General features: G+C 65.5%; 12 protein-coding genes and 1 pseudogene. 5 read left to right on the top strand and 8 right to left on the bottom strand.

Annotation, left to right across the window (positions count from 1 at the left end; translation table 11 throughout):
- The first annotated feature begins 26 nt into the window (after nt 1-26).
- Nucleotides 27-1,508: a Ppx/GppA family phosphatase gene (locus ADT71_RS08980; RefSeq protein WP_054436315.1), complete on the top strand. Its 1,482-nt coding sequence runs from the start codon at nt 27-29 to the stop codon at nt 1,506-1,508.
- 111 nt (nt 1,509-1,619) lie between these two features.
- Here the strand turns inward: ADT71_RS08980 and ADT71_RS30215 are convergent.
- Nucleotides 1,620-2,441: pseudogene (locus ADT71_RS30215) on the bottom strand (LysR family transcriptional regulator); the annotation flags it as partial.
- A gap of 91 nt (nt 2,442-2,532) precedes the next feature.
- Between ADT71_RS30215 and ADT71_RS08990 the strand changes: the two are divergent.
- Nucleotides 2,533-2,952, top strand: a complete 420-nt coding sequence (locus tag ADT71_RS08990) for a DoxX family protein (protein ID WP_054436317.1) — start codon at nt 2,533-2,535, stop codon at nt 2,950-2,952.
- Between the two features lie 14 nt (nt 2,953-2,966).
- Nucleotides 2,967-3,755, top strand: a complete 789-nt coding sequence (locus tag ADT71_RS08995; RefSeq protein ID WP_054436318.1) for a class III extradiol ring-cleavage dioxygenase — start codon at nt 2,967-2,969, stop codon at nt 3,753-3,755.
- Nucleotides 3,756-3,795: 40 nt separating this feature from the next.
- On the opposite strand, the gene ADT71_RS09000 is transcribed toward ADT71_RS08995, so the two are convergent.
- The 6 genes from ADT71_RS09000 to ADT71_RS09025 all read right to left on the bottom strand — a co-directional run bounded on the left by ADT71_RS09000 (nt 3,796) and on the right by ADT71_RS09025 (nt 11,097).
- On the bottom strand, nt 3,796-4,779 hold the full coding sequence (locus ADT71_RS09000) for a sensor domain-containing diguanylate cyclase (protein WP_054436341.1): 984 nt from the start codon (nt 4,777-4,779) through the stop codon (nt 3,796-3,798).
- Nucleotides 4,780-5,046: 267 nt separating this feature from the next.
- Nucleotides 5,047-5,547 carry a murein L,D-transpeptidase family protein gene (locus tag ADT71_RS09005; RefSeq protein WP_054436319.1) on the bottom strand — a complete coding sequence of 167 codons (501 nt, stop codon included), beginning with the start codon at nt 5,545-5,547 and terminating at the stop codon, nt 5,047-5,049.
- Between the two features lie 4 nt (nt 5,548-5,551).
- A complete protein-coding gene (locus tag ADT71_RS09010) occupies nt 5,552-6,841 on the bottom strand; it encodes an adenylosuccinate synthase (protein ID WP_054436320.1) in 1,290 nt (429 codons plus the stop codon).
- A 143-nt stretch (nt 6,842-6,984) separates the two neighbouring features.
- The gene (locus ADT71_RS09015) at nt 6,985-8,127 is read right to left on the bottom strand and encodes an ATP phosphoribosyltransferase regulatory subunit (protein ID WP_054436321.1); all 1,143 of its coding nucleotides are present in this window, start codon (nt 8,125-8,127) and stop codon (nt 6,985-6,987) included.
- A 141-nt stretch (nt 8,128-8,268) separates the two neighbouring features.
- Nucleotides 8,269-9,855 carry a phosphoglycerate dehydrogenase gene (gene serA, locus ADT71_RS09020; protein ID WP_054436322.1) on the bottom strand — a complete coding sequence of 529 codons (1,587 nt, stop codon included), beginning with the start codon at nt 9,853-9,855 and terminating at the stop codon, nt 8,269-8,271.
- A gap of 105 nt (nt 9,856-9,960) precedes the next feature.
- A complete protein-coding gene (locus tag ADT71_RS09025) occupies nt 9,961-11,097 on the bottom strand; it encodes a phosphoserine transaminase (RefSeq protein ID WP_054436323.1) in 1,137 nt (378 codons plus the stop codon).
- A gap of 273 nt (nt 11,098-11,370) precedes the next feature.
- Between ADT71_RS09025 and ADT71_RS09030 the strand changes: the two genes are divergently transcribed.
- Nucleotides 11,371-12,048: an extensin family protein gene (locus ADT71_RS09030; RefSeq protein WP_132469291.1), complete on the top strand. Its 678-nt coding sequence runs from the start codon at nt 11,371-11,373 to the stop codon at nt 12,046-12,048.
- Nucleotides 12,049-12,143: 95 nt separating this feature from the next.
- Here ADT71_RS09030 and ADT71_RS09035 read toward each other — a convergent pair whose 3' ends face one another.
- Nucleotides 12,144-13,412 carry an amidohydrolase family protein gene (locus ADT71_RS09035; protein WP_054436325.1) on the bottom strand — a complete coding sequence of 423 codons (1,269 nt, stop codon included), beginning with the start codon at nt 13,410-13,412 and terminating at the stop codon, nt 12,144-12,146.
- 182 nt (nt 13,413-13,594) lie between these two features.
- Between ADT71_RS09035 and ADT71_RS09040 the strand changes: the two genes are divergently transcribed.
- Complete coding sequence (locus ADT71_RS09040; protein ID WP_054436326.1) at nt 13,595-14,872, top strand: cytochrome P450; 1,278 nt, start codon at nt 13,595-13,597, stop codon at nt 14,870-14,872.
- Nucleotides 14,873-14,909 lie beyond the last annotated feature (37 nt).

The raw sequence follows: 14,909 nt of genomic DNA on the forward strand, positions 1-14,909 counted from the left end.
GGGCCTATGCGATACGTCTGAACGGAATGATCGGCATCAGCCACAGCAGCGAAAAGCGCGCCATCATCGACATCGGCTCGAACACGGTGCGCCTCGTCGTATACAACGGGCCGCCCCGTGCGCCGGTCGTCGTCCTGAACGAGAAAGTGAACGCCCGGCTCGGGCGCGATCTCGGGAAGACCAGGGCGATCTCCGAAAAGGCGATGAAGACCGCGCTCGTCGCGCTTGGCCGGTTTGCCGGGCTACTCCGCCTGCTGGATGTGAAGGATGTCGAATGCGTGGCGACCGCCGCGGCGCGGGACGCTTCGAACGGCAAGGAATTCCTTGACGCCGTGCGCCAGCTCGGGCTCGAACCCCGCCTGCTTTCGGGCGAGGAGGAAGCCCGCGCCAGCGCCACCGGCGTGATCGCGGCCTTCCCCGGCGCTCGCGGCATCGCGGCCGATCTCGGTGGCGGCAGCCTCGAACTGGTGGAGATCGCCGATGGCGTGAGCAACGGCGGCATCACTCTCCCGCTCGGCACCCTGCGCCTGCCGGACCTTCGCGCAGCCGGCGAGGCAGCGTTTTCCGAAACCGTGCAAAGCCGCCTCCAGAAGGCGGGATGGAACAAGGGCCGCGGACAGCCGCTCTATATCGTCGGCGGTTCCTGGCGTGCGCTGGCGCTTCAGGCCATGCGCGCGCTCGACTTCCCGGTGGACGATCCGCACGGCTTCGAGCTGGACGCGGCCGAAGCCCTGCGCCTCGCCCGCATCTTCGCGAAGGGCAAGCTGAACGACGTCGATCCGCGCATCTCCGGTTCACGCCTCGCCAGCCTGCCGGACGCCGCCGCGCTGATGGTCGAGGTTATTACCCGGCTGGAACCCTCCAAGCTGGTGTTTTCATCCTGGGGCCTGCGCGAGGGGCTTCTTCACGCCCAGCTTCCGGCCGAAATCCAGGCGCAGGACCCGATGCTAGCCAGCGTTGCCGGCTTCTCCGCCTCGGCCCGCGTCACCGCCGAGGATGCCATGGCCCTCGCCCGCTGGACCGCGCCGGTCTGCCGCGAAGAACCGCAGGATCGCCAGTTGCGACAGGCTTCCGGCCTACTCGCCCTCGCCGCCATGCGCACCGAACCGAACCTGCGCACCGAGGAAGCCATGACCTGGGCTCTGCGCAAACGCTGGATCGGCCTCGACATGCACGGGCGCGGGATGATGGCGATGACCGTCTTCGCCAATTCCGGCCAGACCGAAGTGCCCGAGCAGTTCACCCGGCTCGCCGTTCAGGAAGACCTTGACCGCGCAATCGGCTGGGGCCTTGCCGTGCGCCTCTGTCGCCGCCTGACCGGCTGCACCGCGCAGGGCCTCGCGCGCAGTTCAATCCGCAGCGAGGACGGAAAGCTGATCCTTACGCTCGGCGATTCCATGCGCCCGCTCTACAGCCCGGGCGTCGCCAAAGACCACAAGTCGCTGTCCGAATGGCTGGGGCTGGCGGCGACGGTCCATGATCCCGAGGGCAACGTCCTGATCGATTGACGGTGGAACGATCGCAACGGCTGCCGAACTACCAGTCCTGCGCCATGGCCGCAGTCTCTGCACAAGGAAATCGATCCACGCGCGGGTCTTGGCCGCAGGGCGCCGCGTCCGGTGCGTGACGGCGTGAACGGCGCCGAGATCCAGCAGCTCCGCTCCCAGGTCCAGTTCCACCAGTCGCCCATCGCCGATGGCGCGATCCACGAAGAAGCGCGGGCCGTAGACGAGGCCCATGCCCGCCACCGCCGCCTGGGCAAGAACCTGCCCGTTGTTCGCATGGAGCGAGCCGCGCACCGCCACCGCGCGGCTGCCGTCGCGGCCGAAGCCCCAGCGCGTGGTGCCGGTCTCGTTGCCCAGCGTGTAGCCGAGGCAGTCATGCCCTGCCAGATCGTCCAGCGAATGCGGCGTCCCGCGCCTTCCGAGATAGGCGGGCGAAGCACAGATCGCCATCCGCACGGGCGCGAGCTTGCGGGCGACGAGATTGCTGTCCGCCAGTCGGCCGATGCGCACGGCGACATCCCAACGCTCCTCCAGCAGGTCGACCACACGGTCGTTCAGCCCCAGTTCCACGGTGACGGCAGGATGGCGTTCGTGGAACGCGGTAACGAGATCGACGAGGTAGGCGCTGCCGAAAGCGGCCGGCCCCGAGACGCGCAGCAGCCCCTCCACCGCCGCGGACTGGGCCATGGCCTCCGCATCGGCATCCTCCAGTTCCGCCAGCACGCGCTCGGCCTTGTCGAGATAGGCAGCCCCCACTTCGGTAAGCGCAAGGCGGCGCGTCGTGCGGTTCGCCAGGGTCGCGCCGAGGCGCTGTTCCAGCGCATTGAGGTGCTTGGCCGCCATCGCCGGAGACATCGAGAGATCGCGCGCCGCTGCCGAAAGGCCGCCCAGACGGATCGCCTTGACGAAAACCTCGATGCCCTTCAGCCGGTCCATTCAACACCCTTGATACAAAGTCATTCAACAAACTGCATGATTATCACCAATCAGGAGAAGGTCTAGATCGGCTCTCGAAAGGAAGCCCCCCATGAACCAGCCTTCGACGATCCCCTCCCCCCAGACCGCACCTTACGGCGCCTTCGTCCTGCGCGTCACGCTCGGCACAGTGTTCCTCGCCCATTTCGCGCTTAAGCTGTTCGTCTTTACGCCCGCCGGAACCGCCGCGTTCTTTGGCAGTCTCGGCCTTCCCGGCGGCCTTGCCTATGTGACGATGGCGGCCGAACTTCTCGGCGGCCTTGCGCTGATCCTGGGCATCTATGCCCGCGTCGTTGCGCTGGCCTTGATCCCGCTGCTGCTCGGCACCATCGTGATGGTGCATGGAGCCAACGGCTTCTTCTTCGATTCCAAGGGTGGCGGCTGGGAATATCCCGCCTTCTGGTCGATCACCCTCTTCGTCCTCGCCCTGATCGGAGACGGTGCTCATGCACTGATCCCCACGCGGCGCTGAAAGGAACACGCACCATGACCCGCCAACCCAGCTTCTTCATTCCCCACGGCGGCGGCCCCTGCTTCTTCATGCCGGACCCGCAAGGCAACTGGGAAACGATGGCCGAGTTCCTGCGCGGCCTGCCCGCCCGCCTGCCCGAAGCGCCCAAGGCGATCCTCGTGGTGTCCGGGCACTGGGAAACGGACGGCTTCGCCTTCACCGGCGCCGAGCGACCCGCGCTGCTTTACGACTACTACGGCTTTCCGCAGCACACTTACGAGCTGCGCTTCGATGCCCCCGGCTCACCCTGGCTGGCAGCCCGCGCGAGCCTGCTCCTGCGCGAGGCCGGCTTCGCGGCAGCCGCCGATCCGCAGCGCGGGTACGACCACGGGGTGTTCGTTCCACTAAAGGTGGCGTGGCCCGCTGCGGATGTCCCTGTCGTGGAGATGTCGCTGGACCGTTCGCTCGATCCGGCAATGCACCTCGCCGCCGGGCAGGCCCTCGCCCCGCTGCGCGACGAAGGCGTGCTGATCCTGGGATCGGGCATGAGCTTCCACAACATGCGCGGCTACGGCAATCCGGCCTCGACCGCACCTTCGCTGGCATTCGACGAGTGGCTGACCGAGGCTGCCGAAGCCGGACCGGATGACCGGGCCAAGGCCCTGTCGCGCTGGGCGGATGCTCCCGGAGGGCGGTTCTCGCACCCGCGCGAGGAACACCTGCTGCCGCTGATGGTGGCTGCAGGTGCCGCACAGGGCGCCGGGGAAAAAGTCTACTCCGATATCGTGCTCAAGACGGCGATCTCGGCGTTCCGGTTCGATTGAGAAACATCGGGACAGGCAGGGGCCAGACCCCTGCCTGTCCTCAATGCAAGAGCTCGCAGCGGTTCCGTCCGCCCCGCTTCGCGGCGTAAAGCGGTCCATCTGCCGCCGCGAGCCAGTCCTCGACACTGGCGATCGCCGCATTCAGCGGGGCGATGCCGAAGCTGGCCGTGACACGGATCGTGCCGCCGCCCGGCAGCGTAATGTCACGGGCGGCAAGCGTCTCTCGAAACCGCTCCACCGCCGCAAGAGCATCGGACGGTTCGGTTTCCGGCAGGAGAACGGCAAACTCCTCGCCGCCGAGCCTGCCGAGGAAATCGACCGGCCGCGTCGAGCCAACCACCGTCGCCGCCATTTCGCGCAGGACCGCGTCTCCGGCCGGATGGCCATGCGTGTCGTTCACCCGCTTGAAGTGGTCGAGATCGATCAGCACGAGGCAGCACGGACGGCCGTAGCGCTGGAAGCGGGTCATCTCCTGCTTCGCCTTGTCCACGAAACCGCGCCGGGTCAGCGCCCCGGTAAGCTGGTCCCGCTCGGCGATGCGGCGCAGTTCCAGCTCGTTCATGACGATACGGGCGAAATTGGAGAGGATCGCCACTTCGGCTTCGTTGAAATCGCGCACCTTGTCGTCGATCGCGCAGAGCACGCCAACGTTGTAGCCCTCCGGCGTCAGCAGCGGAATACCGGCATAGCTGCGCACGCCGGGCTCGGTCGCCACGAAAGGATTGTCGGCAAAGCGCGCGTCGAGCCGGGCATCGGAGATCAGGAACGGTGCGGTCTGCTGGATCGCATGCGTGCAGAACGAGACGCTGCGCGGCGTTTCCGAAACGTCCAGCCCGCTGCGCGCCTTGAACCACTGGCGGTCGGCATCGACCAGCGTGACGGCGGCCATCGGCACGCGAAGCACGGCCCGCACCAGAGAGACGACATGCTCGAAAGCCTCCTCCGGCTCGCTGTCGAGCACGTCGAGGTTCTGCAGGGCGGCAAGGCGGCCCTGCTCGTCGTTCAGGATGGTTTGCGGGAGCATCGAGGAGGCGTTCCGACCGCGCCGCCCCGTCGCAAGGGCGGCAATGTTGAACCAGAGACCGGCTCCCGGCAGATAGTCCTGCCGTGCGAACCGGTCGCGAAAGGGCGCGCGAGCCTCACCTGGCCGAATCCCGGCAACGGCTCCCCGATTCCCCGTACACATCCATAGTGCAGGATTAAATTTCTTAAAACGCAAGACAGCCTCGACACGGCGTATCCCGGGCGAAATCGCGCGGACATCGCAGCCACAATGGCTGCATCGGCGCGATCAGGGCAGGATCTCTATCGCGGTTCCATCGCCGACCGATTCCCAGAGGAATTCGATCTCGTCATTGGAAACGGCGATGCACCCATCGGTCCAGTCGCCCGGCACCCGGCCTTGCGGCAGGGAGTTGGGCTGCCCGTGAATCATGATCATCCCGCCCGGCGAACGCCCGCGCGCCTGTGCATAGGCGCGGTCCTGCGGGCCGGGATAGGAGATGTGGAGCGAGAGGTGATAGGCGCTGGCAGGGTTGCCCCAGTCGATCTCGTAGCGCCCCTCGGGGGTTCGCTCGTCGCCCTCGAAGCGCTTGGGGCCGGTCGGCTCGTCGCCCAGCTGGATATGCTCGATCCTGTGAACGAGCCGGTCGCCGGACCAGAGTTCCATGAACCGCGCCGCCTTGCGCACGCGGATCAGGTCAATTTCGGGAAGCGGCGGCGCAGGCTCGGCGTCGGCGGCGCCGATACCGAGCAGTAGCAGGAGCGGCGCGAGTCTGGACCCGCGCCGCACCGGATCAGTCCTGGAAGGGATCGCGCACGAGGATGGTATCCTCGCGCTCGGGGCTGGTCGAAACCAGTGCCACCGGGGTTTCGATCAGTTCCTGCACGCGCTGGATGTACTTGATCGCCTGTGCGGGCAGATCGGCCCAGGAACGGGCGCCGGCGGTGGTGCCCTGCCAGCCGTCCATTTCCTCGTAGATCGGCTCGACATTGGCCTGATCGGCGGCGTGGCTCGGGAAATAGTCCAGAACCTTGCCGTGGAGGCGGTAGCCGGTGCAGATCTTCACCTTCTCGAAGCCGTCGAGAACGTCGAGCTTGGTGAGAGCGATGCCGGTCACGCCCGAGATCGCGCAGGACTGGCGGGTCAGCACCGCGTCGAACCAGCCGCAACGGCGCTTGCGGCCGGTGACGGTGCCGAATTCATGGCCGCGTTCGCCCAGGCGCTGGCCGGTCTCGTCTTCCAGCTCGGTCGGGAACGGACCCGAGCCGACGCGGGTGGTGTAGGCCTTCACGATACCGAGAACGAAGCCCGTCGCCGCAGGACCGAGGCCCGAACCCGAAGCCGCCGTGCCCGAAACCGTGTTCGAGCTGGTGACGAAGGGATAAGTGCCGTGATCGACATCGAGCAGCACGCCCTGCGCGCCTTCGAACAGGATGCGGGCACCGGCCTTGCGCACCTTGTTGAGGCGCTTCCACACCGGCTGCGAGAACTGCAGCACGAAGGGCGCGATCTCGCGCAGTTCGGCGAGCAGCGCTTCACGGTCCACCGGCGGCTGGCCGAAACCGGCGCGCAGCGCGTCGTGGTGGGCGCAGAGACGGTCGAGCTGCGGCTCAAGCGCATCGAGGTGCGCAAGATCGCAGACGCGGATGGCGCGGCGGCCGACCTTATCCTCGTAAGCCGGGCCGATGCCGCGTCCGGTGGTGCCGATCTTGCCCGAACCGGCAGCCGATTCGCGCAGACCGTCGAGATCGCGGTGAAGCGGCAGGATCAGCGGGCAATTGTCCGCGATCGCAAAGTTATCGGGATTGATCTCCACGCCCTGGCCGCGCAGCTTCTCGACTTCCGACTTGAGGTGCCAGGGGTCGAGGACGACGCCGTTGCCGATGATCGACAGGGTGCCGGTGACGATGCCCGAGGGCAGCAGCGAAAGCTTGTAGACCTGCTCGCCCACAACCAGCGTGTGGCCGGCGTTGTGGCCACCCTGGAAGCGGACCACGGCATCGGCGCGGCTTGCCAGCCAGTCGACGATCTTGCCCTTGCCCTCATCGCCCCACTGGGCACCGATCACGGTTACGTTAGCCATGGATATACTCCTCCACCCTGCCTCGGTGGATCCAATAACGCCCTTCGACAGGACTCGGCGATATGGATTGTCATTAGGGCGGAAGCGCCCCGGCTTTTCGTTGGCGCCCTAGGGGCAAGCCCCCCGGCTAGTCAAGAGCGCGCTCAGGCCAGCGGTATCGCTTCCGCGCCTTCCAACAAGTGCGAACAGCCCAGCGCGACCGGATCGTCGCTTTCGGAAAGCGCCGCCACGGTGGCCCAGCCCACCGCGCGCTGCTGCCCGGCGATGCGCAGATCGTGCCCCAGCGGCAGGAACAGCTTGCGCTGCACCGGCGGCTCGGTGGCCAGCAGGTCCACCAGCGGGTCCGGATAGAGCGAGAAGCCGGTCGCGGCTTCGGGGTGGTGCCCGGTCTGGCCGAGGATGCGATAGGTGCCGCCGCGCCCCAGGCTGCCGGAGATACCCTCGGCATAGATCGTGAAGCCGAACCACGACTGGTACTCGAAGCCATGACGCTCCGAAGGGTCGAGTGTGATGCGCGCCTTGTCGCCCAGGCGCGCCGCGATTTCGCGAAGCCCGGCGATCCGGCTGGCCAGCGCGCCGCCGCTGACACCCTCCGGGGCATCGAAGGCGGCCAGTCGCTCGATCGCGGTGGCGAAGGGGCCGACGGCGTAGAGCAGTGGCAGATAGGCTTCGCCGCCAACATCCACCAGCCCGCCTGCGTCCTTGGCGTCCAGCATCTGGCGCACGGCCTCTATCCGGCCCTCGGGCAGCGGCAGCGCTTCCGCCGACAGCGCGTCAACGAGGTCCGGCATCGTGAAGTCCACCGAAATCCCGGTCGCGCCCGCTGCGCGAAGGGATTCGATCGCCAGTTCCACGATCTCACCGGCGGCGGCAACAGAATCGGTGCCGATCAGCTCCGCGCCGAGCTGAAGACGTTCGCGGCGCGGGTCGAGCCCGTCGCCCTTGATGGTGCAGACCTGACCCGAATAGGACAGGCGCAGCGGGCGCGGCGCCTCGGCAAGGCCGGTGGCGGCGATGCGGGCGACTTGCGCGGTCATGTCCGAGCGCAGCGCGAGCATCCGCATCGACACCGGATCGACGAAACGGAACATGCGCCGCACCTGCACGCCGGCCATGCGGCTGGCGAGCGCCTTTTCGAATTCGATCAGCGGCGTCTCGACGCGTTCGTAGCCATGGCTGGTCAGCACGTCATGCGCGATGCGGCGCACTTGCTGGGAGGCCCAGGCCTGCTGCGGAAGACGGTCGCCCAGTCCTTCGGGCAAGAGATCGCGGTCGTTGTCCTGCATGATGGTCGGGGCCTTAGCGGGATGAGGAAGAATTGTCGATTGGTTGCTGAAAGCAGCCCGTTTAGGCACATTTTCGCAAAGGAAAAGGGGCCGGCACTTGCGCACCGGCCCCTTCCGTTGGGAGCTTGTAAATCCGCCCGATCAGACGAACTTGAGCGCCTTAACGGTCTTCACGCCCGGCAGCGAAGTGGCTGCCTTGAGCACGTCTTCCGACACGGCGCTGTCAACCGAGAGCAGCAGAACCGCCTCGCCACCGGTATCGCGGCGACCGAGGTTGAAGGTGCCGATGTTGATCGCGTTTTCGCCCAGCAGGGTGCCGATACGGCCGATGAAGCCCGGCGCGTCCTCGTTGACGATGTACATCATGTCACCGGCGAGTTCGGCTTCGACCTTGATGCCGAACATCTCGACCAGACGCGGCTCGCGGTTGTTGAACAGGGTTCCGGCCACCGAACGCTCGCCCGCTTCGGTCTTCACCGAGACGCGGATCAGCGTGTGGTAGTCGCCCTCGCGCTCGGTCTTCACTTCGCGCACTTCAAGGCCGCGCTCCTTGGCGAGGAACGGCGCGTTGACCATGTTCACCGTGTCCGACTGGACGCGCATGAAACCGGCCAGCACGGCGGCGGTGATCGGCTTCTGGTTCAGTTCGGCAGCCGCGCCTTCGACGTGGATCGAGATGCGGGGAACCGAATCGCGGGTCAGTTGGCCGACCATCGAGCCGAGCATTTCCGCCAGCTTCATGTAAGGCTTCAGCTTCGGCGCTTCCTCGGCCGAAAGCGAAGGCATGTTGAGCGCGTTGGTGACGCCGCCGTTGACCAGGAAGTCGGCCAACTGCTCGGCCACCTGAAGCGCCACGTTGACCTGCGCTTCGGTGGTCGATGCGCCAAGGTGCGGAGTGCAGATGAAGTTCGGCGTGCCGAACAGCGGCGAGTCCTTGGCGGGCTCGGTCTGGAACACGTCGAGCGCGGCACCGGCGACGTGGCCGTTGTCGAGCATGGTCTTGAGCGCGGCTTCGTCGATCAACCCGCCACGCGCGCAATTGACGATGCGCACGCCCTTCTTGGTCTTGGCCAGGTTCTCGGCCGAGAGGATGTTGCGGGTCTGATCGGTCAGCGGCGTGTGCAGCGTGATGAAGTCCGCCTTTTCGAGCAGGGTGTCGAGATCGGCCTTCTCCACGCCCATTTCCACGGCGCGTTCCGGGGTGAGGAACGGGTCGAAGGCGACGACCTTCATCTTCAGGCCCAGCGCGCGGCTGGCGACGATCGAGCCGATGTTGCCGGCGCCGATCAGGCCCAGCGTCTTGCCGGTGACTTCAACGCCCATGAAGCCGTTCTTCGGCCACAGGCCCGCTTGCGTCTGGGCGTTGGCTTCGGGGATCTGGCGGGCCAGCGCGAAGATCATGGCGATGGCGTGTTCGGCGGTGGTGATCGAGTTGCCGAACGGCGTGTTCATCACGACGACGCCCTGGGCCGAAGCGGCCGGGATATCGACGTTGTCGACGCCGATACCGGCGCGGCCGATCACCTTCAGGTTCTTCGCGGCGGCGAGGATTTCCTTGGTGACCTTGGTCGACGAACGGATGGCAAGGCCATCATAGTCGCCGATGCGGGCGATCAGCTGCTCGGGCGTTTCGCCGGTGATGACGTCTACGTCGCAGCCACGAATCTCGAAGATACGGGCGGCATTGGGGTCCATCTTGTCCGAAATGAGGACGCGGGGCTTGGTCATGGAATTTTTCCTTCACTCGTCATCCCAGCGCAGGCTGGGATCGCAGGCCGCAAGCGCGGCACTCGGTTGGAAGCGGTCCAGCTTTCGCTGGGACGACGTTGAAAATCAGGCGGCAGCCTTGACGGTGGCGTAGGCCCAGTCAAGCCACGGTCCCAGCGCCTCGATGTCGGCGGTGTCCACGGTCGCGCCGCACCAGATGCGCAGCCCCGCAGGGGCATCGCGGTATCCGGCGACGTCGTAAGCCGCGCCTTCCTTTTCGAGGACGGCGGCGAACTTCTTGATAAAGTCTGCATCCGCACCTTCGACCGTAAGGCAAACCGAAGTCTTCGAACGCGTGCCGGAATCAACCGCAAGGTGGCCCAGCCAGTCACGCTCGGCAACGATCTTGTCCAGCGCGTGGGCATTGGCGTTCGAACGGGCCTTCAGCCCTTCGAGACCGCCGAGACCCTTGGCCCATTCCAGAGCGAAGATGGCATCCTCGACGGCGAGCATCGAGGGGGTGTTGATGGTTTCGCCCTTGAACACGCCCTCTGCCAGCTTGCCCTTCGACACAAGGCGGAACACCTTGGGAAGCGGCCAGGCCGGGGTATAGTTCTCCAGACGCTCGACCGCGCGGGGGCCGAGGATCAGGACGCCGTGGCCGCCCTCACCGCCCAGAACCTTCTGCCAGGAGAAGGTGGCAACGTCGATCTTGGACCAGTCGATGTCGTAGGCGAAGACCGCCGAAGTGGCGTCCGCGAAGGACAGGCCTTCACGGTCTGCCGGGATCCAGTTGGCATCCGGAACGCGCACGCCCGAGGTGGTGCCGTTCCAGGTGAAGAGCACGTCGTCGGACCAGTCGATCTTGTCGAGGTCGGGCAGCTGGCCATAGTCGGCGCGGAACACGGTGGGTTCCAGCTTGAGCTGCTTGACGGCGTCGGTAACCCAGCCCTCACCGAAGCTTTCCCAGGCCAGCGCGGTCACGCCGCGGGCGCCGAGCATGGTCCACATGGCCATCTCGAAGGCGCCGGTATCGGAACCGGGGACAATACCGATGCGATGCGTGTCGGGCAGCTGCAGAACTTCGCGCATCAGATCGATGCAATACGCAAGGCGCGTCTTGCCGATCTTGGCGCGGTGCGAGCGGCCGAGAGCTTCGGTGTTCAGTTTTTCGGGGGCATATCCGGGCGGCTTGGCGCAAGGACCGGAAGAGAAGTGCGGACGCGCAGGTTTGCGCGCGGGAACGCTAATAATATCAGTCATTTCTGACTCTCCTTACAGAGAGCTCGCGCGGCGTTGGGACCGCGTGGCCCGGCGCCGCGTCTAAAGAGGCCGGGAAATTTGTCAAACGATTCTCCGGCCTCTTGCGCCAGATCGTTTCCCGATTGCGGGCTTTCGAGGCGGTTCGCTGCGCGGAAAAAGCCGGTTTCATGCATAGAGGTTATTCGGGGGAAAACTTCGAACCGCCCGATTCCCGCGCCCTTCCCGCACGGGTAAGCTCCGGTTCACCCAAGGCCCGGATGCTTGAGCCGGATGATGAAATCGCTGCACCGATTGCTGTTCGCCCTGCCCGTGATCGCCGTCCTCAGCGGCTGTATCGACCGGCCGGAACCGCCACGCGGACGCGGCTCGCGTCCAGCCGCCACGTCACGCCCGGAAACGCCGCCCACGCGCGAACTGCGCCAGTGCATGGCGACACTCGGCAACCAGAACGCGGTGTTCACTCAGGTGACGGACAAATACTACGGCAATGGCTGCGCCACACTCGGCACCGTCAAGCTGGCCGCGCTCAACACCGACAATGCCACGATCACCGTCACCAACCTCGGCCCGGTGACATGCGCCACGGCCACGCCCTTCGCCGCCTGGACGCGCTACGGCGTGGACAGGGCCGCGCAGCAGATCCTGGGAAGCCGCATCGTGCGGATCGAGACCTTCGGCAGCTACAGTTGCCGCAATGTCGCGGGCACCAACCGCCGCTCCGGCCATGCCATAGCCAATGCCATCGACGTTTCCGCCTTCGTGCTGGGTGACGGCCGCCGCATCAGCGTGCTGGAAGACTGGAACGGCGGAACCCCGGCCGAGCGCCGTTTCCTGCGCACGGTGCACGAAAGCGCCTGCAAGCGCTTCGGCACGACGCTGGGGCCGGACTACAACGAGGCTCACCGCAATCACTTCCACCTGGAAGCCGACGGCGCGAGCTTCTGCCGCTGAACGCGGCAATCCGCCCCGCGAAACGACTGGAAATGAAAAGGCCGGAGCGATTGCTCGCCCCGGCCTTTTTCCCTGAACCCGGTCTTGCCGGAACCTTAGAACGGCAGCTTGTAGAAGCGCACCGCGTTGTCCTGCAGGACCTTCTTCTTGGTGGCGAAGTCGTAGCCGCCCAGCACGTCCTTGATGTGCGCCTGCACGCCCGGATAGAGCGAGGTGGGGTGCGGGAAGTCGGTTTCGAACATCACGTTGCCCACGCCGATGGTTTCCAGCAGCAGCTTGGGCGCCACCTTTTCGAACCAGAAAGTGCACATGAAGTGATCGCGGAAGTAGTCCCAGGGCTGCTTCTTCAGTACGTTGCGCTTGCTGGGCAGCATTTCCTGGAACTGGTGCTCCAGCGCTTCCACCGCGAAGGGCACCCAGCCCATGCCGCTTTCGATCAGGCCGATCTTGAGGTTCGGGTGGCGATCGAGACGGCCAGAAACCATCCAGTTGCCCAGCGTTGCCGCATTGCCGATCGAGAACATCGTCGCCACCACCGACAGCGTCTGTTCGAACTGGAAACCTTCCCAGGTCAGCGTGTTCGGGTCGATCGCGGCGTTGAGGTGGAAGTTGAGCGAGATGCCTTCGGCGTCGATCATCTCCAGGAACGGCGTCCAGTATTCGTGGTTGAAGCTGGGCACGCCGACGCGTTCGGGGGTATCGGGCAGCACGAAGCCGCGCAGGCCCATGTCGATGCAGCGACGGGCTTCCTTCTCCATCTCCGCCTTGTTCCAGAACGGCAGGTGCGCCATCGGGAACAGGCGTTCGCCCGATTCACGCTGATAGTCGGCGTTGAAATCGTTGAACGTCTTCATGATGGTCACGGCCAGATCGTCATCGCCCAGCGTCATCAGCATGCCCGCCTGGGTGACGCCCGAGTTCTGGAAGCAAATCTGCGCATAGACGCCCATGTCATCCATCGCCTGAAGGCGCGGGGCGATTTCGTGACCGCCCGGATGTGCTTCTTCCAGCGTGGGGAAGGCAAGGCGGCCGAGCAGCTTGTTGTTGTCCTTGCGGATCACGTTGCCGCCCAGCGAACCGCAGTTGCGATCGCCAATGTACCAGCGATCCACCCCATCGGCATCACGCTTCACGAACGGCATCTTGCTCTTCAGGCCGATCGGCGCGCGGTCGGTGAACAGCGTCGGCGGTTCGCTGAGGTGGGTATCGGTATCGACGATCTTGATGCCTTCCAGCGAGGGATCAAGCCCGCCAGACTGGGTGGAATAGTCAACCTCGCGGATCACTCCGCCCTTGGTGTAGCCCTCAGCGGACCAGTACTTGCGTGCAGATTCCTGCATTTCCTTCGTGTCGCCATCGGCCATGGCCTTATCTCCCAAAAGATGTGTTGGAACCCATGTCGCAACCTGAGCGGCTGCAAGCAATCGAAGAGCCCAACGCCGAGACGATGAATGTCCTAGGAGCCGCTGCCGGGCCGCGCGCATCGGTCTCTGCGCCTTGCCGCGGGGAGGATGCCCGGGCATCCATGGCCTCGGGAGACGACACTATGCCACAGATGCACACGCTCGACGACATCCGAGTCGATTTCGATGCACCGGACAACGTTCCGAAGGATCGCATCGTGGACCTCGGCTTTGCCATGGGCGGCCAGCCCAACGACCTCCTGGACCCTTACGAGCCCTGCGAATGGCTATCCGGCCCTGAAATCCCGCGCCTGCTCTACAATCCGCCCGCCCGCCACGGCCTCGGCGCGATCAGCGGCAATCGCGCGGGCAGCTGGGTCGTCAGCCACTATGAGGATATCGAGCGCGTCTATACCGACAACGCGCACTTCTCAAACGCGGGCACGGCGGAATTCCAGCGGTTGATCGGAGAGACGTTCAAGTCGATCCCGCTGGCCATCGATCCGCCGGACCATTCCAAGTACCGGCTCTACCTGATGCCCTATTTCTCACCGGCGCGGATCACCCGCGAACTGGAACCCCGCATCCGCAAGGTCGTCACCGAGATGATCGACGCCGTGGCGGACAAGGGCGAAGTGGACATGGCCTGGGATTTCGCACGGGTCTATCCCGTGCGCATCTTCATGGGCCTGATGGGTTTTCCGGACGAGAAGTTCGAGCAGTTCCTGGACTGGGAGTGGGACATCCTTCACTCGGGCAACCTCGAAAAGATGCAAGCGGCGCTGCGCGGCGTGCTCGAATTCCTGCGCGCCTTCATCGCCGAGAAGGAAATCCATCCCGACGAGCATCTCGTCTCCTCGATCGTGCACGGAAAGATCGAGGGCCGCGCGCCGACCGAGGACGAGAAGATCGGCATGGTCTGGTTCCTGTGGCTGGGCGGGCTCGATACCGTGGCGGCCACGATCGCGCAGATGTTCCGCCGCCTCGCGCTCCAGCCCGAACTGCAAAAGCGCATCCGCGAGAATCCGGCGATCATCAACTCGGCGGTCGAGGAATTCCTGCGCACCCAGCCGATCCTCTCCTCGTCCCGTTCCGCCACGAAGGATTTCGAGTGGCACGGCGTGCAAATCCGCAAGGGCGACACGTTCGCCTGCCTCAATCCTTCCGGCAACTTCGATCCCGCGCGATTCGACGATCCGCGAACCTTCGATCCCGAACGCAAGGCGAACCGCCATTTCACCTTTGTCGGCGGGGTCCATATCTGTCTTGGCGCCCATCTCGCCCGGCGCGAGCTTCGGCTGCTGCTGGAGGAATGGTTCACGCGCATTCCCGAATTCCGGGTCAAGCCCGGCGCGGATACGGCGGTGTTTCCGGGGCTGCTCTCGATCCGCAACCTGCCGATCGTCTGGGACGCACCGTAACGGAAAAGGGCAGGAGGCTGACGCCTCCTGCCCCTGT

Source organism: Novosphingobium sp. ST904 (genome assembly GCF_001298105.1).
In the GTDB taxonomy this organism is placed as follows: Bacteria; Pseudomonadota; Alphaproteobacteria; order Sphingomonadales; family Sphingomonadaceae; genus Novosphingobium.